The 19,975-nt window shown below is 70.9% G+C and carries 19 protein-coding genes; 7 read left to right on the forward strand and 12 right to left on the reverse strand.

The features are described 5' to 3' along the window. Window positions 1–68: 68 nt before the first annotated feature. Window positions 69–923 (forward strand): helix-turn-helix domain-containing protein, encoded by an 855-nt coding sequence (locus tag QSK34_RS10515; RefSeq protein ID WP_285582653.1) that lies wholly within the window; start codon window positions 69–71, stop codon window positions 921–923. Window positions 924–1,057: 134 nt separating this feature from the next. After that, window positions 1,058–1,249: a hypothetical protein gene (locus tag QSK34_RS10520; RefSeq protein ID WP_231515518.1), complete on the forward strand. Its 192-nt coding sequence runs from the start codon at window positions 1,058–1,060 to the stop codon at window positions 1,247–1,249. On the opposite strand, the gene QSK34_RS10525 is transcribed toward QSK34_RS10520, so the two are convergent. The 3 genes from QSK34_RS10525 to QSK34_RS10535 are packed head-to-tail and all read right to left on the reverse strand — an operon-like array spanning window position 1,222 to window position 5,329. After that, window positions 1,222–2,607, reverse strand: a complete 1,386-nt coding sequence (locus QSK34_RS10525) for an aspartate aminotransferase family protein (protein ID WP_285582659.1) — start codon at window positions 2,605–2,607, stop codon at window positions 1,222–1,224. The genes QSK34_RS10520 and QSK34_RS10525 overlap by 28 nt on opposite strands. Before the next feature lie 2 nt (window positions 2,608–2,609). After that, entirely contained in the window at window positions 2,610–3,734 is a 1,125-nt protein-coding gene (locus QSK34_RS10530) for an aromatic ring-hydroxylating oxygenase subunit alpha (protein WP_285582661.1), read from the reverse strand. Continuing rightward, entirely contained in the window at window positions 3,731–5,329 is a 1,599-nt protein-coding gene (locus QSK34_RS10535) for a phytoene desaturase family protein (RefSeq protein WP_285582662.1), read from the reverse strand. Before QSK34_RS10535 ends, QSK34_RS10530 begins: the two co-directional genes overlap by 4 nt. Before the next feature lie 236 nt (window positions 5,330–5,565). Between QSK34_RS10535 and QSK34_RS10540 the strand changes: the two genes are divergently transcribed. Both QSK34_RS10540 and QSK34_RS10545 read left to right on the forward strand, forming a co-directional pair. Beyond that, on the forward strand, window positions 5,566–6,654 hold the full coding sequence (locus QSK34_RS10540; RefSeq protein ID WP_285582663.1) for a polyamine ABC transporter substrate-binding protein: 1,089 nt from the start codon (window positions 5,566–5,568) through the stop codon (window positions 6,652–6,654). Further along, window positions 6,651–7,763 carry an ABC transporter permease gene (locus tag QSK34_RS10545; protein WP_285582664.1) on the forward strand — a complete coding sequence of 371 codons (1,113 nt, stop codon included), beginning with the start codon at window positions 6,651–6,653 and terminating at the stop codon, window positions 7,761–7,763. Before QSK34_RS10540 ends, QSK34_RS10545 begins: the two co-directional genes overlap by 4 nt. Window positions 7,764–7,797: 34 nt before the next feature. On the opposite strand, the gene QSK34_RS10550 is transcribed toward QSK34_RS10545, so the two are convergent. Continuing rightward, entirely contained in the window at window positions 7,798–8,286 is a 489-nt protein-coding gene (locus QSK34_RS10550) for a hypothetical protein (RefSeq protein WP_285582666.1), read from the reverse strand. 72 nt (window positions 8,287–8,358) lie between these two features. On the opposite strand from QSK34_RS10550, the gene QSK34_RS10555 reads away from it, so the two are divergent. Then, entirely contained in the window at window positions 8,359–9,207 is an 849-nt protein-coding gene (locus QSK34_RS10555; RefSeq protein ID WP_285582669.1) for an ABC transporter permease, read from the forward strand. A 15-nt stretch (window positions 9,208–9,222) separates the two neighbouring features. Here QSK34_RS10555 and QSK34_RS10560 read toward each other — a convergent pair whose 3' ends face one another. The 3 genes from QSK34_RS10560 to QSK34_RS10570 form a co-directional block, all read right to left on the reverse strand. Then, entirely contained in the window at window positions 9,223–10,068 is an 846-nt protein-coding gene (locus QSK34_RS10560; RefSeq protein ID WP_285582671.1) for an NAD(P)-dependent oxidoreductase, read from the reverse strand. Between the two features lie 37 nt (window positions 10,069–10,105). Continuing rightward, on the reverse strand, window positions 10,106–11,269 hold the full coding sequence (locus QSK34_RS10565; protein WP_285582677.1) for an acyl-CoA dehydrogenase family protein: 1,164 nt from the start codon (window positions 11,267–11,269) through the stop codon (window positions 10,106–10,108). Between the two features lie 124 nt (window positions 11,270–11,393). Beyond that, window positions 11,394–12,029, reverse strand: coding sequence for a TetR/AcrR family transcriptional regulator (locus QSK34_RS10570; protein ID WP_161479215.1), 636 nt, complete (start codon window positions 12,027–12,029; stop codon window positions 11,394–11,396). An 80-nt stretch (window positions 12,030–12,109) separates the two neighbouring features. On the opposite strand from QSK34_RS10570, the gene QSK34_RS10575 reads away from it, so the two are divergent. After that, on the forward strand, window positions 12,110–14,227 hold the full coding sequence (locus QSK34_RS10575; protein ID WP_285582681.1) for an acetate--CoA ligase family protein: 2,118 nt from the start codon (window positions 12,110–12,112) through the stop codon (window positions 14,225–14,227). On the opposite strand, the gene QSK34_RS10580 is transcribed toward QSK34_RS10575, so the two are convergent. The 5 genes from QSK34_RS10580 to QSK34_RS10600 are packed head-to-tail and all read right to left on the reverse strand — an operon-like array spanning window position 14,196 to window position 18,870. After that, window positions 14,196–14,612, reverse strand: a complete 417-nt coding sequence (locus QSK34_RS10580) for a ferritin-like domain-containing protein (RefSeq protein WP_161479213.1) — start codon at window positions 14,610–14,612, stop codon at window positions 14,196–14,198. The two genes, QSK34_RS10575 and QSK34_RS10580, sit on opposite strands and share 32 nt — an antisense overlap. Then, entirely contained in the window at window positions 14,582–15,313 is a 732-nt protein-coding gene (locus QSK34_RS10585; RefSeq protein ID WP_285582684.1) for a dolichyl-phosphate beta-glucosyltransferase, read from the reverse strand. The genes QSK34_RS10580 and QSK34_RS10585 overlap by 31 nt, the downstream gene beginning before the upstream one ends. Further along, window positions 15,310–16,656, reverse strand: coding sequence for a sensor histidine kinase (locus QSK34_RS10590; protein WP_285582685.1), 1,347 nt, complete (start codon window positions 16,654–16,656; stop codon window positions 15,310–15,312). Before QSK34_RS10590 ends, QSK34_RS10585 begins: the two co-directional genes overlap by 4 nt. Then, a complete protein-coding gene (locus QSK34_RS10595; protein WP_285582687.1) occupies window positions 16,653–17,348 on the reverse strand; it encodes a response regulator transcription factor in 696 nt (231 codons plus the stop codon). Before QSK34_RS10595 ends, QSK34_RS10590 begins: the two co-directional genes overlap by 4 nt. Window positions 17,349–17,382: 34 nt before the next feature. Beyond that, on the reverse strand, window positions 17,383–18,870 hold the full coding sequence (locus QSK34_RS10600) for a phytoene desaturase family protein (RefSeq protein WP_285582689.1): 1,488 nt from the start codon (window positions 18,868–18,870) through the stop codon (window positions 17,383–17,385). A gap of 146 nt (window positions 18,871–19,016) precedes the next feature. On the opposite strand from QSK34_RS10600, the gene QSK34_RS10605 reads away from it, so the two are divergent. Continuing rightward, window positions 19,017–19,925 (forward strand): pseudouridine-5'-phosphate glycosidase, encoded by a 909-nt coding sequence (locus tag QSK34_RS10605; RefSeq protein WP_161479209.1) that lies wholly within the window; start codon window positions 19,017–19,019, stop codon window positions 19,923–19,925. Window positions 19,926–19,975 lie beyond the last annotated feature (50 nt).

Genomic DNA, 19,975 nt, shown 5'->3' on the forward strand with positions numbered 1-19,975 from the left:
GGAGCTCCCTATGGCCTGGGCGGCGAACTGAGGTCTACCTTGGTCCGCACCATGGCGGGAGGGATCGAGTGAGCGGTTTCCAGCAGGCGCGGATCGACCTGGGCATCCAGCTCAGGCAGCTCCGGGAGGTCGCTCACCTGTCGGGCAAGGACCTCGCCGAGCGCCTCAACTGGCAACCCTCGAAGGTCTCCCGCATCGAGAACGCCCGCCAGACGCCGACCGAGGACGACGTGGTCGTCTGGGCCCAGGCCGTCTCCGCCGACCCCGGCATGGTCGACAACCTGATCCAGCAGGCGGTCGGCCTGAGCGAACGCCACGACTCGTGGAAGGCCCGGCACAAGGGCGGGCTGGCGGCGCTCCAGGAGGACGTGCGCGATCTTGAGGCCCGCATCCGGACGCTGCGGATCTTCGAGGCCGGGCTGGTGCCGGGCCTGCTGCAGACCGCGGAGTACTCCCGGCACATCTTCCAGAAGGTGCGCCGGGTCTACGAGGCGGTCGACGACGTCGACGCGGCGATCCGGGTGCGGATGCAGCGGCAGGAGATCCTCTACGACCCCCAGCGCCAGTTCCGTTTCGTGGTGCCCGAGTCGGTGCTGCACGCGCGGCTGGCGCCGCTCGACGTGATGCGCGGCCAGATGGACCGGCTGCTGGCCGTCACGACGCTGCCCAACGTCGAGTTCGGCGTGATCCCGTTCGAGACGACGTTGCCGGCCACCCCGCTGCATAGCTTCGCGATCTACAACGAGGCGCTCGTCGGCGTGGCCACGTTCACCAAGGACCTGCTGCTCAGAGACCCCGACGACATCGCCTTCTACGCCCGCGCCTACGACGACTTCGCGGGGGCCGCCGCCTATCGCGACGACGCCCGCGCGGTGATCGTCCGGGTCATCGACGAATTGGGGAAACAATCCGCTGATTCATAAGAGCAATTGCTTGCCTCATGTGACGGGAGCGTGCAATCCTTTCCTCTCAGCCGGGAGGTGATTGTGCGATGCTTGACACTTTGTGGTGTCTTGAGCGATTCGCCGATGCGACACGTGAACACATCGACCTTTCGGTGCGCCTGCTCAGCGCCAATCCGCCGGCGGTACACGTCCGGAACCGCTTCTCCGACACCCTCGCCGAAACGGTGACCTGCACCGACTGCGGCGCCTTCGTGACCTCGTGGGGCTACCGCCTCGGCACGGTCGAGTCGGTCGAAGACGCCGCCGCCCGCCTCGCCTACCTGATGGCGGCGCTTCCGGCGTAGTCACGCCCCATGGTGTCGAGGTTGGTCAGGAATCTGCGCACGTCGTCGTCGCCGTGCTGGACCGACAACGTCCACTGCTCGGTCTTTCCCCAGGGCGGCAGGAAGACCCCGCCGTTGTGCTGGTAAAGCCAGTGCGTGTGTCCCCACTCGTCGGGATAGTCCAGAAAATCGCGATAGTCGCGGAGTTTCTGGTGAAATATTACCGAGCCTTTCGCGCCATATGACTGGACATATCCTGGCATGCCCCATTTGCGGAGAATGGCGGTGGCCTCGTCCGTCATCACGGTGCGCAACCGGTCAAAGTGACGATAAGCGTCCGAATTCAGCACGTCCCGCAGCACGACCGCCGCGACCGCCATGGTGAGCGGATTGCCGTTGAAGGTGCCGACCTGCTCGTACACGCCCTCGGAGATCAGCCTCATCAGGTCGGGCGTGCCGCCGATCGCCCCGCACGGCAGGCCGCCGCCGAGCGCCTTGGCCAGGCAGATGAGGTCGGGCGTCACGCCCAGTAGCTCGGACGCGCCGCCGGGCGCCACCGACAACCCGGTCTTGACCTCGTCGAAGGCGAGGTAGGCGCCGTAGCGGTGCAGCAGGCCCTTGAGCTGGGCCAGGTAGCCGTCGGGCGGCGGGATGAGCCCGATGTTCATCATGACGGGTTCGAGGATCATCCCGGCGATCTCCCCGGCGTTCTCGATCAGCGCCCGCTCGACGGCCTCCAGGTCGCCGAAGGGCACCACGACCGTCAGCCGGGCCAGGTCCGGCGGCACCGAGACGCTGTAGCGCACCGAGCGGGGCCGCAGCGGCGGGCCGGCCTCCTCGATGGACGGATAGACGCTGACCTGCACGGAGTCGTGGTGGCCGTGGTAGCTGCCCTCGACCTTGATGATCTTCATGCGCCCGGTGGCGGCCCGCATGAGGTGGACGGCGTCCATCGTGGCCTCGGTGCCGGAGTTCCCGAACCGCCACATCGGCAGCCCGAACCGCTCGGCCAGCAGCCGGGCGACGACGACGGCGTCCCGGGTCGGCTGGGCGAAGTGGGTGCCCTTCCTGACCCGTTCGCCGATGGTCTCGACGACGGCCGGGTGGGCGTGCCCGACGAGGTTGACCCCGAACCCGCCGTGCAGGTCGACGTACGAGGTGCCGTCGAGGTCGACGACCCGGGAGCCCTGGCCGTGCGAGATCCACACGGCGCCGGGGGGTGCGTCCTGCCAGTTGGAGGCCACTCCCCCGGGCAAGACATCGGAGCATTCGGTGCGCACTCGCCGCGACTCGACGGTCCGGGCGAGGAACGCGCCTTCTTGAAGGGCGATCAGGTCGTCCAGTACGCGAGCCGTTGTCCGCTCGCCGACGACGGTCATCGTCAGATCCTTTCGGGCAGGGCCGGCGCGCGGCCCGTGAGATAAGCGGTCGCCACGGTGGCGATCCACTGGAAGGTGACGTCCTCGTCGGCGGAGAACGGCCCCGGCCGGTAGCCGCGCGAGCTCACGCCCCGTTGCACGCCCTCGCAGGCCTGCCAGTCCTGGCGGTTGGTGAGGTCCCAGAAGTCGACGGCGTAGCCGACGTCGGTGGTGCCCCGGGGAAACAGCCACTGGCAGGTGACCTTCGTCCGGGTGGCGGACAGGGGTTCGAGGACGTGCGTCATGACGTAGTCGGGATGGAGGCTGAGCAGCAGGTTGGGGAACAGGTGGAGGTACTCGACGATCCGGAGCCGCTCGCCGGTGATGCCCGGGAGGGGCCCGGCCGCCGAGTTGCCGTCCATCGACATGGTCTCCGCGCCGTCGACCAGGTCCATGCGGCCACCCGCCCACAGGCCCGTCGGCACGTAGTTGTCGCCGCTGTCGGGAGGGCTCACGGCGCAGAGCTCCGGGTGGATCGCCGGGCAGTGGTAACACTCGTGGTAGTTCTCGACGGCGAGTTTCCAGTTGGCGTCCAGCTCGTACTCGTGCGACGCGGCGACGTCGAGCTCCTTCAGCGTGTACGGGCTGACGATGTCCTCCAGGCCGTGGAGGTAGTCGTGGATGGCCGGCGCCTGGCCGTCGGCGTTGACGAACACGAACCCGTGCCATTCGGTGACCGGCACCTCGACGAGCCCCAGCTTCGGCGCGGGCTCCCCGGGGATGCGGTGCAGGTCGCCCGTCAGGGTGTAGACCCAGTTGTGGTACGGGCAGGCGATGAACCTGCCGGTCGCGCTCGACCCACACGGCAGCAGTTCGTGGGCGCGGTGCCGGCACACGTTGTAGAAGCCGCGCAGGACGGCGTCGTCGTCGCGTACAAGAAGCACCGAGTCGTCGCCGACGGCGACGGCCTTCCTGCCCCGCTTCGGGATGTCGGCCGAGCGCCCGGCGCAGACCCAGCCCCCCGCGAAGATGACCCTGCGCTCCCAGGCGAGGACGTCGTCGGCGGTGTAGGCGGCCTGCGGAAGCATCTGACCTGGGGCTTTGAGACACTCACGGACCTCGTCGAGGTCCAGCGGAGCCGAGTTCACCTTCTCCAACCTCTCTTGCGGTCCTTGAGGATGCGGCGGGTGGCCAGGTAGCCGGCGATGCCCGTCACTCCGCCGCCGCCGTGGGTCGCCGAGCCGCACTGGTAGAGGCCCCTCACCGGGGTGGTGAAGTCGGCGTAGCCGGGGGCCGGGCGCAGGTGGAAGAGCTGGTCCGGGGAGAGTTCGCCGTGGAAGATGTTGCCGCCGAGCAGGCCGTACTCGTGCTCCATCTGGTGGGGGCCGATGACCTGGCGGTGGATGACCGACGCCTTGAAACCGGGGGCAAGCTGGTCGTAGCCGTCGATGACGCGGTCGGCGTAGGCGTCGAGTTCCTCGGTGCGGGGCTCCTCGTTCCAGGTGTGCGGGACCCACTGGGTGAACATCGACATGATGTGGGTGCCCTCGGGGCAGAGCGTGCGGTCGACCGTCGAGGGGATGACCGAGTCGGCGAACGGCCTGCGCGCGGCGACGCCCGACCTCGCGTCCTGGAAGGCCTGTTCGACGTACTCGATGGAGTGGCAGAGCTCGACCGAGCCGGTCAGGTCGGCTTCGGGGTCGGACGGGAAGGCCGGCAGCTCCGACAGGGCGACGTTGATCTTCACGACGCCCGAGCGGGAACGCCAGCGTTCGATGTCGCGCACGAAGTCGTCGGGCAGGTGGTCGCGGCCCACGTGCTTGAGGAACGTGGTCTTGGGGTGGGTGGCGGCGACGACGGTCGGGGCGGTGAACTCGCGGCCGTCGTCGAGGGCCACACCGGCGACCCTGCCACCTTTTATGAGGATTTTTCGGACAGGGGCCTCGGTGATGACCGTCGCGCCGAAGGCCTCGGCCGACCGGCGGATCGCGTCGCCGACCGCGCCCATGCCGCCGATCGGGTAGCCCCACGACCCCATCCGGCCGTCGCCGACGTCGCCGATCGTGTGGTGCATCATCACGTAGGCGGTGCCCGGCTCGGCCGGACCGGCCCAGGTGCCGATGACGCCGTTGATCGACATCACGCCCTTGACCTCGGGCGACTCGAACCACTCGTTCAGCAGGTCTTCGACCGACATGGTGAACAGGCGGACCGCGTCTGCGACGCCCCGGGTCCGCAGCCCCCGCAGCCCCCAGGCCAGCCGCAGCTGGTCGATCAGGTCCCTCGTCCTGACCGAGCCGACGTTGGGCGGGGTGCGCATGAGGAGCGGCGACAACACGTCGCCGATGCCCCGGAGCCAGGCCTCGTAGCGGGGCATCGCGTCGGCGTCCTTCGCGGAGAACGCGGCGAGCTGGGCGTGGTCGCGGGCCGGATCGCCCGTCTCGGTCTGCAGGGAACGGCCGTCGGGGAAGGGGACGAAGCTGGGCCCCATGGGGATCACGTCATAGCCGTGCTCCCTGAGCCGCAGGTCACGCAGGATCGTGGGAGGCATCAGGCTCATGACGTACGAGAGAGCCGTGACCTTGAAGTCGGGGCCCCAGGGGGTCTCGGTCGTGGCCGCGCCGCCGGTGACCGGACGGGCTTCGGCGACGAGGGTGGAGAGTCCGGCACGGGCGAGGTAGGCCGCGGCGACGAGCCCGTTGTGCCCGCCCCCGACGATGATCGCGTCGTATGCGTGTTTCACCGGCTGTACCCCTTCTGCATGGCGTTACGACCCGGAAAACTTATGCCCGCACGCCTTGCGGCCCCTGGGGGCCACACCGTCAGACTAACTGGGCAACCAGTCAGTCTGGCAAGAGGAGATTCGGTACCGGAAAAGGAAACAGCATGGATCGACGCAGGTTTCTGCTGGTCAGCGCCTTAGCTGCGACGGCGGCATGTGGAGGCGAGCGGCCCGGCCGCTCGACGGGGTCCTCCGCAGTGCCGCTGACCCGAACGGATTCACCCGGCGCCCTGCCGCTGCACGACGACATCCCGCAGATCGCGGACGGGCTCTCCCCGGAGTCCGGCGGGGTGTTGAAGATCCTGAACTATCCCGAGTACGTGTCACCCGACGTGCTGAAGGCCTTCGGCAAGACCCATGGGGTCGAGGTCGAGGTGACGACCTTCAACACGATGGAAGACGCGATCTCCAAACTCCGCACGCCCGGAGCGTCGTTCGACGTGTGGTTCCCCACCCCCGACGTGATCGGGAAGGCGGCCGTCGGAAAGCTGCTCCGGCCCCTGAACAAGACCTATCTGGGCAACCTGGCCAACGCGTGGCCGCAGCTCCAGTCCCCCTTCTACGACGAGGGATCGCGCTATTCGGTCCCCTACTGCGCGTACACATCGGGCGTCGGATACCGGGCCGACGAGGTGACGGCCGGGTTCGGGTACGGCCTGCTGTGGGATCCGGCCTACAAGGGCAAGGCCTACCTGATCGACGACCATCGCGAGGGCCTGGCCCTGGCCATGCTCAAGAACGGGTCCCGCGAGATCAACACCGAGGACCCGGTGAAGATCAGGCAGGCCGGGACGTGGCTGTCGGAACTGGTGCCGCTGATGAACATCAAGACCGGGATCGCGGCCTACCAGCTGGTCGCCGAGGGCCAGGCGACGGTGCACCACTGCTGGTCGGGCGACATGATCAACGCGCAGTCGTACCTGCCCAAGGGGGTGGACGCGGACGTGCTCGGCTACTGGTACCCGTCCGACGACCTCGGCGTGGTCGGCACCGACTCGATCGCCGTGCCGGCCTCGGCGACCAAGCCCGTGCTGGCGCACCTGCTGCTCGACCACCTGCTGGATCCTGCCGTGGCGCAGGAGAACTTCTCCTTCACGGGCTATCAGCCGGCGCTGTCGGCGATCACACCCGAGAAGATGGTGACCGACGAGTTCGTGACCGAGGGCCTGAAATCGGCGATCGTGACGCCGGAGGTCTACGCCCGCAGCCAGCAGATCTTCCAGATCTCCCCGGCCGCGGAGGCGGTCTGGCTGGACACGTGGTCGCAGTTCAAGGCAGGCCAGTGAGCGGGGACGGCGGCGGTTCCCCGGAACCTCCGGAACCACCCGGCGAGCACGGCCTCCCGGCTTCGGACCACGGGCTCGACGACATGCCGGTCACCGCGTCGGCCGGCCGCCACGGGTCGTCTCACGAAGAGTCGCGGTCACCCTCCCCCGAATCGGCCCCTGCCTCACGGCGAAACACCCTCGCCGTCCTGACCGACGGTCCGAAGCCCCACCGGCGGCGCGGCCGAACGCGTGGCGGCGGCCTGTGGGCCCTGCTCGCCGCGCCCGGCACGCTCTGGCTGGTGCTGCTGTTCGCGGTACCCTTCTACGCCATCGCCGCCGTGGCCTTCGGCTCCACCGACCCGGTCTTCAACGCGCCCGTACCGGAATGGGACCCCCGCTACTGGGACTTCACCGCGTTCACCGAGATCCTCACCCGCTCGGTCACCGGCGACCTGCGCCCGGTCTTCCTCCGTACGCTCCTCTACGTCGCCCTCGCCCTGGGAGTGTGCGTGGCCATCGGCTATCCGGTGGCCTACTACGTCGCCCGGCACGCCGGCCGGCGCCGGGCCCTGCTGCTCGGCCTGATCCTCGCGCCGTGGTGGGTGAACTACCTGACCCGGATGCTGGCCTGGCTCAACCTGCTCCAGGACGACGGCTACGTCAACGACCTGCTGACATTCACCCGGATCGTCGACGAGCCGGTGCGCTGGTTGTCGGGCAACCCGGTGACGGTCGTGCTGGCGCTCGTCTACGGGTACATCCCGTTCTTCATCGTGCCCCTGTTCTCGACCCTCGACCGCATCGACCCGCTGCTCCTGGAGGCGGCCCGGGACCTGGGCTGTTCGAGCCGGAGCGCGTTCTGGCACGTGACGCTGCCGCTGTCACGGCCGGGCCTGCTGACGGCGTCGGCCATCACGGCGCTGCCGATGTTCGGCGACTACTACACGAACACGCTGGTATCGGGATCGCCGACCACGACGATGATCGCCAACCAGATCGAGTTCTACCTGCTCGGCGGGACCCGCAAGGAACTGGGGGCCTCGCTCGTGCTGCTGCTGTCGGCACTGCTCATGGTGGTGATGGTGTACTACCTGATCTCCAGCCGGCGCGCCGAGGAGGGGTTGTAATGACATCCCACCCGCTACCGGGCAGATGGACGTCCTACCTGCTGAGCCGTTCGCCGGCCGTGCGCCGGATCCGCTTCGTGCTGCCGGAACCCGCCAGCTGTTCCAGAACCCCGGCGTGTTCGACGTGCAGGGCCATGCGCAACTGCAGCCATTGGGACCACGAGGTGACGTCGCACTCCACGTCGGCCCCGTCGGGGAGCTCCCGGAACCGGTCGAGCAGGTCCAGGTCCGCGCGCCTGTTGTCGGCGTATCGCCGGTTCCGCTCGTCCGCGAGCTGGTTCACCCAGCCAGGCCGCCGCTCCGAGGGCACGACCGGCAGAACCCGCAGGGCGACCGACAGTGCGATCTCGTCGTCGCCCTCCAACCGGACGACTTCACGGAGCAGCTCCGCTCGTGACTCGTCCAGGTCGTCCAGCGCCCGGCGGTACAACTCCCACCGCTTGTGCTCGTCGTCCCTCTCGGCGCCCATGTCCACACCGGTGAGCGCGGCCAGGCGATCGATCACCTCGTCCAGACCGTCCACCCGTGGCACCTCCCGTCGTCGAATCGGCCGGTCGTTCGCCCTCCCCGCCCCGCGAGCCGAGGAGGCTGTGGCGTGAGACGACGCCCCTGGGTGCTCGCGTCGGTGACGTGGGCGTACATCGTCTGGTCGCTGGTGCCGATTCTGGTGGCGATCCAGTTCTCCTTCAACGACGGCCGGTCCCGGAGCACCTGGCAGGGGTTCTCCCTGCAGTGGTACTTCGGCTCGTCCGGCTCGGTCGCGGAGGACCCCTCGCTGCGGCTGGCGCTGGTGAACAGCCTGGTCGTGGCCGGGCTGACCACACTGATCGCCACCCCGCTGGGCGTGGCGACGGCCCTCGGCCTCGCCCGGTGGCGGGGACGGGCCGGGCGGCTCGTCGGCGGCCTGACGCTGCTGCCGCTGGCCACCCCGGAGATCGTGATGGGCTCGGCGCTCTATCTGGTCTTCACGAACCTGTTCCTGTTCGTGCCCCTGGGCCAGCCCGCGCAGGTCCTCGGGCACGTGACGTTCTCGGTCTCGTACGTGGTGGTGATCGTCCGCTCGCGGCTCGCGTCCATCGGCACCGACTACGAGGAGGCCGCACGCGACCTGGGCTGCGGACGCCTGTCAGCCGTCCGCCTGATCCTGCTCCCCCTGCTCACCCCCGCCGTGTTCGCGGGGGCGATGATCGTCTTCGCCTCCTCGATGGACGACTTCGTCATCTCGGCGTTCCTGTCCCCCGACGCCTCGTCGGTGACCGTCCCCATCAAGCTCTACAGCGCGGTACGGAACGCCCCGACCCCCGCGCTGAACGCCCTGGCGACGTTGCTGGTGCTCGCCTCGCTGCTGGCGCTACTGCTCGGCTGGCTGGTGCAACGCCGAACGCCGATCCGTCACAGGTCGTCGGGCTTCAGCCAGCCGCCCGGTATGAACCGGCGGAGCTGACCGGCCAGACACCGGTCACGTGTCTCTCCGTGCCGTCACGTATTCGGTCAGCAGCGAGAAGCCCTCGTCGCCCCGCCCGTCGGCCACCGCCCGCTCGGTGTAGTCACGCGCCGCCCGCAACGCCCCCGTCGCCAGCCCCGCCCCCTCCGAGGCCGCGATGACATGGGAGATCGCCGCACGAGCCGACCGGATCGACGACGCCGTGCCCGGGTGTTCCCCCGACTCCACGTTGGCGCCGCACTCCTCGATGAGCGACGGCAGGATCTCGCCGAGCCCGCGCAACATCGGCATCAGCTCAGCGGCCGAGATGCCCTCCGAAGCACCGAGCGCATAGGCGTGGACGACCCCCGCCAGGGCGTTCCAGAACGCGTCGAGCACGGCCACGTCGAAGGCGGCAGCGCGGCCGTGGTCGTCGCCCAGGTACATCGGCGCGGCGAGCACCGACAACTCCGCCTCCCAGCGTGAGAACACCTCCCGAGGCCCGCTGTAGAAGATGAGACCGGCGGGCGTCCCGATGGCCGTCGTCGGGCAGGCCACCGCTCCTTCGAGGTAGTCAATACCGCGGTCGGCGGCCCAGGCGGCCATCTCCCTGGCCCGGCGCGGGGTGTCGGCCGTGAGGTTGACGAGCGTCTTGCCGCGCAGCGCCTCGGCGTCGAGGATCGCGGTCACCGCGTCGTAGTCGATCACGGAGACGACTGTGAGCTCCCCGGCCGCCTCGGCCACCGTCGCCGCCTCGACGGCGCCCTCCGGGGCCTTGCCGGGCGTGCGGTTCCAGACCGTCGTGGGGTGGCCCGCGGCGACGTAGGCGCCGGCGAGTGCCCGGCCCATGGGACCCAGTCCGAGAATCGTGACAGGAGTCATACCGGCACCCTACGGACCCCCGCCGACAGAACCCCGGCTAGGCGATCACCTGCCGGACCCCGCGCCGCTCCATCGAGCGGGCGATGATCAGCCGCTGGATCTCGCTCGTCCCCTCCCAGATCCGATCGACCCGCAGTTCCCGCAGGAACCGTTCGGCCACGTTCGTCCGCATGTATCCGCGCCCGCCGAACGTCTGCACCGCCCGGTCGGCGCACCGCCACGCCGCCTCCGAGGCGAACAGCTTCGCCAGCGACGCCTTCGCGTGCACGACCTTCCGGTCGGCCCCCGAATCGGCCAGCTCCGCCACCTCGTACACGAGAAGCCGCGCCGCCGCGGCGTCGGCCGCCGAGTCGGCCAGCGGGAAGGCCACGCCCTGGTGGTCGATCAGCCGCGCGCCGCCCTGTTCCCGCTCGCAGGCCCAGGCCACGGCCTCGTCCAGCAGCCGGGTCATCGCCCCGACGCAGTGGGCGGCGATGCCCAGCCGTTCCTCGACGAACCAGTTCTGCTGGAGCGCGTCGGCCTGGCCGAGACCGCCGAGCACGGCGTCGTCGCCCACGAGGACCCCGTTCAGGTGGAGGGTCGGGTGCCCGTGCGGGAAGGAGTGGGCGAAGGGCGGATCGTCCAGGTATTCGACTCCGTCGGCCTCGGCGTCCACGAGGAACAACGTCGGCCCATGCCCCTCGGCCAGGGCCACCACGATGTGGACGGCCGCCACGTCGCCGCTGGTCACGAACCACTTCTCGCCGTCGAGCCGCCAGCGGTCGCCCACCCGTTCGGCGACGGTCGAGATGCCCGACGGGTCGGACCCGGCGTGTTCCTCGGTGACCGCGTAGGAGACCCATCCGTCGCCGCGCAGGGCGGGGCGCAGGTAGCGGGAGATCTGGTCGGGCGTGCCGGCGGACAGGACGTTGTAGGCGTCGGGGACCCACCACCACAGACCGTTGGTGTTGCGGCCGAACTGCTCGTGCACCACGACGTAGTCGGTGGCCGACCATCCCTGGCCGCCGTGCTCGGCGGAGTGGCGGCCGCCGTTGAGCCGGGCCGCCAGGGCGGCTTTCATGATCTCGCCGACGTCGGAGGAGGGCAGTCGTCCGCCGGCCCGTTCGGCCGACTCCTCCCGTGGAATCAGCACGTCGTCGACGAAGGTCTTCGCCCGGTCACGCAACTCGATCTGTTCGTCCGACAGCCGTATCAGCGACATGTCGCTCTCCCCAACGATCCTGACTGGCGACCCAGTCAAATCGGAGAGCGATCACGGTGTCAAGCCAGGCACCACACGGCAGCCTTGAAGCGGCGAAGAAAACGATGGGCCGAGCCCGGGCGGGTCAGGCGGGAAACGACGCCCGGTCGACGCCCACCTCGCGGGCCGCCGCGATCCGGGCGTGCTCCAGCAGGCGCTTGCGCGACATCGCGCCCGAATGGAGCGTGTAGCGCACCACGAGCCCGTCGAGCATGCCGTCGAGCCGCTCGGCGGCCCCCTGGGGGTCGTCGCAGGTGAACTCGCCGGCCTCCATGCCCTGGGAGATCACCTCGGACAGGATCTCGATCCAGCCGCCTTCGAGTTCGAGCAGGATCTCGCGTACGTGGGGCTCGCGCACCCCCAGCGCCCACGCGTCGAGCCACAGGATCCAGCTCTGGTCGGAGCGCGACGACGGGATGTAGAAGCGCAACACGCGGTCGAGCCGCTGGATGGCGGTGCCCGGACCGGCGATGATCTCGCGCAGCCGCCGGACCTCGCTCTCGGAGGTGGCCCGCAGCATGGCGGTGATCAGGTCGTCTTTGGTGGCGAAATGGTAGTGGATCAACCCGCCACTGACGTTGGTCGCTTTCGCGATGTCGGAGACCCGGGTGCTGGCGAGACCTCGCTCCAGCACCACACGCCGGGCGGCGTCCAGCAGTTCGGCCCGGCGCTGATCTGCCTGATCGGCCCGGCTGCTCCGGGCGCCCTCCGCGCTGCGCACCCGGCAAGCCTACCCCAGCGCCGCCTCGCGTTGACGACACTCCTTGACTGCTGACTGGTTGACCAACCAGTGTGGGAGGGGTGAGACCCGCGCGCCTGCTCGCTCCCCGTTCGGTCGCCGTCGTCGGCGCTTCGACCCGCCCCGGCTCCTACGGCAACCAGGCGGTCGCCAACCTGGTCACCGCCGGTTTCCCGGGGCCCGTGTACGGGGTCCACCCCACCGCCCGCGAGGTGCACGGCGTGTCCTGCGTGCCGGCCATCGGCGACCTGCCGATCGCCCCCGACGCGCTCGTGATCGCGACCCCGGCGGCCACCGTGCCGGACCTGCTGCGGCAGGCGGGGGAACGAGGATGTGGCGGCGCGGTCGTACTGGCGGCCGGTTTCGCCGAGATCCCCGAGGGCCGGGCGCTCCAGGACGACCTCCGCCGGATCGCCCTCGCGCACGACCTGCCCGTCTGCGGCCCCAACGGCAACGGCGTCGTCTCGGTCGTCGGCCGGGCCCCCATGTGGGGCGACGCCTACGCGCCCAAACGCCCCGGCCCGGTGGCGCTGGTCTCGCAGAGCGGCAACGTGGCGGTCAACGCCCTGCTCAGCAGGCGTGCCCTGCGACTGCACACCGTCGTCTCCTGCGGCAACCAGGCGGTCCTGAACGCCTCCGACTACCTCGCCGCACTGGCGGAACTCGACGGCGTGCGGTCGGTCGCGCTCTACCTGGAGACCGAGGACCCCGGCCTGCCCGCCGCGCTGGCCCTGGCCGCCGGGCACGACATCCGCGTGGCCGTGCTGAAGGCGGGCTCCAGCGAACGGGGCGCCGCCGCCGCGTCCGCCCACACCGGCGCGGTCGCGGGCGACCACCGCGTGCTCAGGGCCCTGGTCGAGGAGGCGGGCGGGGCCTGGGCCCGCAATCCGCACGAACTCCTGGAGCTGGCCAAAGCCCTGAGCTGGGACGGAAGCGTCCGGCGAAGGCCACGCCCGCGTGGAGCGGGGGTGCTGGTGGTGACGTGTTCCGGTGGAGACGCGGCCATCGCCGCCGACGAGGCCGCCCGGCTCAAGGTCCCGCTTCCGGCGCTGGGCACCGTCACGGTGGACAGGCTCAACGGCCTGCTCCCCGGTACGGCCACCGCCGCCAACCCCCTCGACTACACCGCCCTCATCTTCGGCGAGACACGCAGAACGGCCGACATCATCACCACGGCCGGAGACGACCCGTCGGTCGGTGTCGTCCTGGCCTGCTACGACCGTCCGGAGGAGATGGACGCCGCGCAGACGGAGGCCTGGGACGCCGCCCTCGACGGGATCACCGATGCGGCGGCGGATCTGGACGTCCCGATCGTCGTGGCCGCCACGCTGCCCGAACTCATGCCGGAGGCCACGGCCGAACACCTCACCGACCTGGGCGTGGTCCCGGTCGCGGGCCTCACCGAGGGCCTGGTCTGCGCACACGCCATGACGGCCCGCCCCGACCTGGGTCGCCTCCGCGAGATCGCCGACTGGCAGGCGGCGCACCTCGTCCTCCTGTCAGATCAAGGCCTGCCGCATCCAGGCCGGGGCGCCTCGCAGCGGTCGAGCGGACCCGGAGGCGCACCTGGGAGAGCCCCACAAGGTCCCTGGCTCAGAGAGGTCGAGGGCAAGGCCTGCCTCAGGGCTCACGGCGTCGCCGTGCCCCGGGGCGCCGTGGCCGCCGACCCGGAAGAGGCCGCGGCGCTGCTGGAGGAGCTGGGCACCGTCGTGGTCAAGGTGGACTCCGCCGACGTCCGCCACAAGGCCGCGGAAGGCGGCGTCATCCTGGGCGTCTCGACCCGGGAAGACCTCGACAGGGCGCTGCGGCAGGTGCCCCCGCCGGTCCTGATCGAGGAGATGGTGCCCCAGGGGGTCGAGGTGATGATCTCCGTCAGGTACGACGCCGTCACCCCGGTCGTCGTCGTCGCCCTCGGCGGGGCCTGGGTGGAGGTCTTCGACGACGCCGCCGTCGTCCCCCTGCCCGTCACGGCGGAACGCGTCGCGGAAGCCGTCCACCACCTGAGAGCCGCCAGGCTCGTTCCGGACGTCAGGACACTCGCCCGGACCGCCGTCGCGATCGCCGACATGACCCGTCGGGAGGGCTTCGCGCTGGTCGAGGTCAACCCCGTCATCCTGCGGGGCCGGACCGCGACGGCGGTCGACGCCGTCATCTGCCGAGGGCGCCCTGCAGGTCCATGACGTGGTCCTGGGTCTGCTGCAGCAGGGGGCGCAGGGCCTCGGCCACGTCGGGGAGGCCCAGGGCGATGGCCTGCTCGACCCGTTCCCGGTAGCGGACGAGCTGGGTCTCCTCCAGCTCCAGGTCCAGCCGGAGGGCGGCCGCGCCGTCGTGGGCGTCGGGGATGTGCGGGACCTTGACCGAGGGGACGCCGCCGAGGAAGTCGATCTGCTCCGCCAGGGCGGAGGCGTGTTCGAGTTCCTGCGACAGGTGGGCGCGCATCTCTTCGACGATGGGCTGGTATTCGGCGCCCTTGATGGTCGCCGCGTGCTGGGTGTACTGGACGATCGAGCGGTATTCGCTCTCGAGGTCCTCGTTCAGGAGCGCGATGAATGCCTGTTTGTCCATGCGGCTGCGGCTACCCCGCGATCGCGTTCCGACACCACCCGGGCCAGGCCGCGCAGCTGGGCGATCGAGGTGCGCACGACGTCCACGCTGCTGTCGGGATCGTCGACCCACCGCACCGGCACCTCGTGGAGGCGGAGGCCGCGCCACTGCGCCTTGAGCAGCAGTTCGGTGTCGAAGAACCAGGCGTCGTCGGTCACATGCGGGAGTAACTCCCGGGCGACCGGCGTGCGCATCGCCTTGAACCCGCACTGGGCGTCGGTGAACTCCGCGCCGAGCGAGCGCAGCAGCCCGTTGTAGACGCGGGAGATGAAGTCGCGCCGGGGACTGCGGACCACCGAGGAGCCGGGGGCCAGCCGCGAGCCGACCGCGACGTCGCGCTCCCCGGCCAGCAGCGGGGCGACGAGCGGCACGAAGGAGGCCAGGTCGGTGGACAGGTCGACGTCCATGTACGCCACCACGTCGGCCTGGCTCCACGACCAGGCCTCCCGCAGGGCGCGCCCCCGGCCCTTGGACTCCAGGCGGATCGTCCGGACGTCGTCCAGAGACCGGGCCACCCGCCAGGTGGCGTCCGTCGAGCCGTTGTCGGCCACGGTCACCTGGGCCGGGAACGGGCATTCCCGGTTGAGGAAGTCGAGGAGCCTGGCCACGCTCGACGCCAGCACCCGTTCCTCGTTGTAGACGGGCAGCACGATCTCGATCACGTGGCGGACCCGGGCAGCCGCACGGTCACCGTCGTCCCGCCCGACGGGCCGCTCGCAAGGCCCACCTCTCCGTCGGCGGCCCTGACCGCCTGGGCGACGATGGCCAGCCCCAGGCCCGAGCCGGGCAGGCTGCGGGCGGCGGGAGAGCGCCAGAAACGTTCGAAGACGTGCGGGAGCTCCTCGTCGGCGATGCCCGGCCCCTCGTCGCGGACGGTCAGCTCGCCGTCCCGCAGGCGGACCGTCACGGTGCCCCCCTCCGGGCTGAACTTGACCGCATTGTCCAGGATGTTAACGGCCGCGCGCTGCAACCCACGCACGTCCCCGCGCACCCGCCACGGGGACAACTCCACGTCGAAGACCAGCCCGGGGCCGCGCCGCCGGGCCCGGTCGACCGCCGCCGAGACGATGTCCTGGAGCTCCACGTCGGCCGACGAGCCGCCCGTCTCGGCGTTCCGTGACAGTTCCAGCAGGTCGGCGATGAGGGACGACATCTCCTCGAACTGTTCCTTCACGCTGACCAGCAGCAGCCTCTTGGCCTCGGGCGCCAGCGGGCGGCCGGTGTTCTCGCTGCGGAGCAGCAGGTCGATGTTGGTGCGCAGCGAGGTGAGCGGGGTGCGCAGCTCGTGGCCGGCGTCGGAGACGAGCTGCCGCTGGCGGTCCCGCGAGGCGGCGAGCGCGGCGGTCATCGTGTTGAAGGCGGCGCCCAGGCGGGCGATCTCGTCCTTGCCGTCGACGGGGATGCGGACCTCCAGGTCCTCGGTCCTGGCCACGTGTTCGACCGCGCCCGTCAGCGACGCGACGGGGCGCAGGGCCGTACGGGCCAGGTAGAGGCCGGTGACGCAGGCGCCGAGCACCCCGACGGCGCAGACCCCGGCGAGCACCAGGCCGAGCGTGCGCAGCGAGGCGTCCATCTCGCGCGTCGAGCGGAACACGGTCAGCGCCGTGCCGGGCTTGAACCACTCGGTGTAGGCGATGACGGGCGTGCGGTACTTGCCGCGCAGCACGCCGTCGCGCACCACCGGCGACCCCTCGGCGGTGGTGAGGGCGAGTTCGGCGGGCAGCGGGTCGAGCGCCGAGGAGCCCTCCTGGCAGATCGACCCGTCGGCCCTGACGAGCTGCCAGCCGCGCCCCGACGGGTCCCACGGCTGGTCGCGGTGGTCCTGGCCGCAGCGGGCCAGCGCCTGCGCGACCTGCACGTCGAGCACGGGGAACTGCTCCAGCGACTCCACGACCTGGTCGCGGAGCCGGTCGCGGACGATCAGCCAGCTCACCCCGGCGCACACGGCGATGGCGACGGCCACCGCCACCGCGATCACGAACGTGACCCGCCGCCGCAGGCTCACGGCGCGGCCTTCAGCACGTAGCCGACGCCCCGCACGGTGTGGATCAGCCGCGGTTCGCCGCCGGCCTCGGTCTTGCGGCGCAGGTACATGACGTAGACGTCCAGGGAGTTGGACGAGGGCTCGAAGTCGAAGCCCCACACCGCGCTGAGGATCTGCTCCCGGCCGAGCACCTGCCGGGGATGGGCCAGGAACAGCTCCAGCAGCAGGAACTCGGTCCGGGTCAGGTCCAGGGGCCGCCGGCCGCGCCGGACCTCCCGGGTGGCCGGGTTCATCCGCAGCCCCTCGAAGACCAGTTCGTCGCCGTCCTGGGCGGCCAATGCGCCGCGCCGCAGCAGCGCCCGGACCCGGGCCAGCAGCTCGTCGAGCTCGAACGGCTTGACCAGGTAGTCGTCGGCTCCGGCGTCCAGGCCCGCGACGCGGTCGCCGACGGCGTCGCGGGCGGTCAGCATCAGGATCGGCACCTGGTCGCCGGCCGCCCGGAGGCGGCGGCAGGTGGTGAGCCCGTCGAGGCGCGGCATCATGACGTCGAGCAGCACGGCGTCGTAGGTCTCGCGCTGGAGCTCGGCGAGCGCGCCCAGCCCGTCGGAGGCCGTCGCGACCCGGTATCCCTCGAACTCCAGGCTGCGCCGCAGCGCCTCACGCAGGGCGGGTTCGTCGTCGACGACCAGCAGCCGGGGTGTCTCGTCCGTCACGTTCACACGGTAACGACCGCCTCTGAGAGGACCCTTAACGTCCGAGGACGGCCATCGCCGCGTTGTGGCCCGGGATCCCGCTCACCCCGCCGCCGCGCCGCGCGCCCGCGCCGCACAGCAGCAGCCGTTCGTGGGCGGTCTCCACGCCCCAGCGGCCCTCCCCCTCGGCGTAGGGCCAGGACAGGTCCTGGTGGAAGATGTGGCCCCCGGGGAGGGCGGCGTCCTTCTCCAGGTCGAGGGGGGTCTTGGCCTCCAGGCAGCCGGGCAGCAGCACGTCCTCGATGGGTTCGGCCAGGACCGAGTCGATCGAGGCGAGGGTCCGGCGGACCGCCTCCTCCTTGGCCCCCGGGCGGTCGAACAGCCGCGCGGGCATGTGCAGGCCGAACAGCGTCATCGTCTGCGCGCCCGACTCGCGCAGGCCCGCGCCGAGGATCGACGGGTCGGTCAGCGAGTGGCAGTAGACCTCGGCGGGCGGCAGGTCGGGGATGCGCCCCGCCGACGCCTGCCGGAAGGCGGCGGCGAGCTGGTCGCGGCTCTCGTTGATGTGGAAGGTGCCGCTGAAGGCCTCGCGCGGGTCGACCGAGTGGTCCTTCAGCCGGGGCAGCCGCCGCAGCACCATGTTGATCTTGAGCTGGGCGCCTTCGGGCCGCTCCGGTTCCTCCTCGCCCAGCAGGCGCGCGAGCGTGAACGGAGGCACGTTCGCGAGGACCTTCCCGCCGGTCACGGTGTGCTCGCCGGTCTCGTCCCGGTACGTCACCTCGCCGGTCGCCGGGTCGATCGCGACCACCTCGGCGTTCAGCCGGATCTGCGCGCCCGCCCCGCGGGCGATGGCGGCGAGGCCTCCCGTGACGGCGCCCATGCCGCCCACCGGGACGTTCCAGTCACCCGTGCCGTCGCCGATGACGTGGTAGAGGAAACACCGGTTGGCCAGCAGGTCGGCGTCGGGGTCGGCGAAGGTGCCGATCAGGGCGTCGGTCAGCACCACCCCGCGCACGACGTCGTCGGCGAACCACTCGTTCACCACCTGGCCGATGGGGCGTTCGAACAGATCGGTCCACGGCTCGCCCACCAGGTCGCGAAGGCGCTCGCGCGGCATCAGCGGCTCGATCAGGGTGGGCGCGATCGCGGTCGCGGCGGCGGCCGTCATGGCGTAGAAGCGGCGCCAGGCGACGATCTCGTGGCCGCTGCCGGTGATGCTCGCGAACGACGCGGCCGTGCGGTCCTCGTCGCCGCCGTCGACCAGCAGCCCGCCGTTCCCGACCGGCGTGTACGACGAGTAGCGCCGCCGCCGCAGGTCGAGCGGCAGCCCCAGGTCGGTCACGACCTTGGAGGGCAGCAGGCTGACGAGGTAGGAGTAGCGCGAGACCCGGGCCTCCACGCCCGGGAAGGCCTGGGCCGAGACGGCCAGGCCGCCCACGTGGCCGAACCGCTCCAGCAGGAGCACGCTCCTGCCCGCGCGGGCGAGATAGGCGGCGGCGACCAGGCCGTTGTGGCCGGCGCCGGCGATGACGACGTCGAACATGGTGAGTCCCCTCGTTCTCGTGGCGTGACGAAAGCGGGAGCGGGACTAGAGACCGGTCTGCCAATGGGGCTGCGGCGGGGACACCATGCCCGCACCTTACATTTATGAGTGCTCTGGGACCACCTGCGACGTATGGGGATATTTCAATGATCAAGCGTTCCGAGGAAGTGGCGACCGCGCTCGCGGAGGGCCGCCCGGTGGTGGCACTGGAGTCGACCATCATCTCCCACGGCCTGCCGCAGCCCAGGAACCTCGAAGTGGCCCGTGAGCTGGAAGGACTGGTCCGGGCGGGCGGCGCGGTGCCGGCCACGATCGCGGTGCTCGACGGCGTGCCCCGGGCCGGGCTGACCGACGAGGAGCTGGTGCGGGTCGCCACCGAGCCGGGGCTGCGCAAGCTCGGCTTCCGTGACCTGGCGCCGTGCGCGACGCTCAAGCTCAGCGGCGCGACGACGGTCTCGGCGACCTCGTTCCTGGCCGCGCGGGCCGGCATCCGCGTGTTCGCCACCGGCGGCCTGGGCGGCGTGCACCGCGGCTACACCTCGGTGCAGGACGAGTCGGCCGACATCGACACCCTGAGCCGCACGCGCATCACCGTCGTCTGCGCCGGCGTGAAGTCGATCCTGGACGTGCCCGCCACGCTCCAGCGCCTGGAGACCCGCCAGGTCACCGTGGTCGGCTTCCGCACGGACACCTTCCCCGGCTTCTACCTCCACACCTCCGGCGAGCCGGTCGACTGGCGCATCGAGTCGGCCGCGGAGGCCGCCGGCATCATGCGCGCCCAGGACGCCCTCGGCGGCCCCGAGACCGCCCTGATCGTCGCCAACCCCGTGCCGCAGGACGAGCAGCTCGACCCCGCCCTGCACGACCGCGTCCTCGCCGAGGCCCTCCAGGCCGCCGAGACGAGCGGAGTGACAGGTCAGGCCATCACCCCGTACTTGCTGGAATACCTGGTCGAGGCCACCCAAGGCGCCTCACTTGCGGCCAACCTCGCGGCAGTACGCGGAAACACCCGCCTCGCGGCGGAAATCGCGTCATCCTGGACGCCGGAGAACTGAGGGACATGGGATCGGGGATGCGGGCGCGGCCGGTGATCGGCGATGTCGTG

This window comes from Herbidospora sp. NBRC 101105 (assembly GCF_030269205.1).
Taxonomy (GTDB): Bacteria; Actinomycetota; Actinomycetes; order Streptosporangiales; family Streptosporangiaceae; genus Herbidospora; species Herbidospora solisilvae.

What these genes read in the sequence shown, in the direction of transcription:
- QSK34_RS10525 (WP_285582659.1), bottom strand. Translation starts at nt 2,607, where the DNA reads ATGACCGTCGTCGGCGAGCGGACAACGGCTCGCGTACTGGACGACCTG.
- QSK34_RS10605 (WP_161479209.1), top strand. Translation starts at nt 19,017, where the DNA reads ATGATCAAGCGTTCCGAGGAAGTGGCGACCGCGCTCGCGGAGGGCCGC.
- QSK34_RS10560 (WP_285582671.1), bottom strand. Translation starts at nt 10,068, where the DNA reads ATGACTCCTGTCACGATTCTCGGACTGGGTCCCATGGGCCGGGCACTC.
- QSK34_RS10600 (WP_285582689.1), bottom strand. Translation starts at nt 18,870, where the DNA reads ATGTTCGACGTCGTCATCGCCGGCGCCGGCCACAACGGCCTGGTCGCC.
- QSK34_RS10580 (WP_161479213.1), bottom strand. Translation starts at nt 14,612, where the DNA reads ATGGACAAACAGGCATTCATCGCGCTCCTGAACGAGGACCTCGAGAGC.
- QSK34_RS10565 (WP_285582677.1), bottom strand. Translation starts at nt 11,269, where the DNA reads ATGTCGCTGATACGGCTGTCGGACGAACAGATCGAGTTGCGTGACCGG.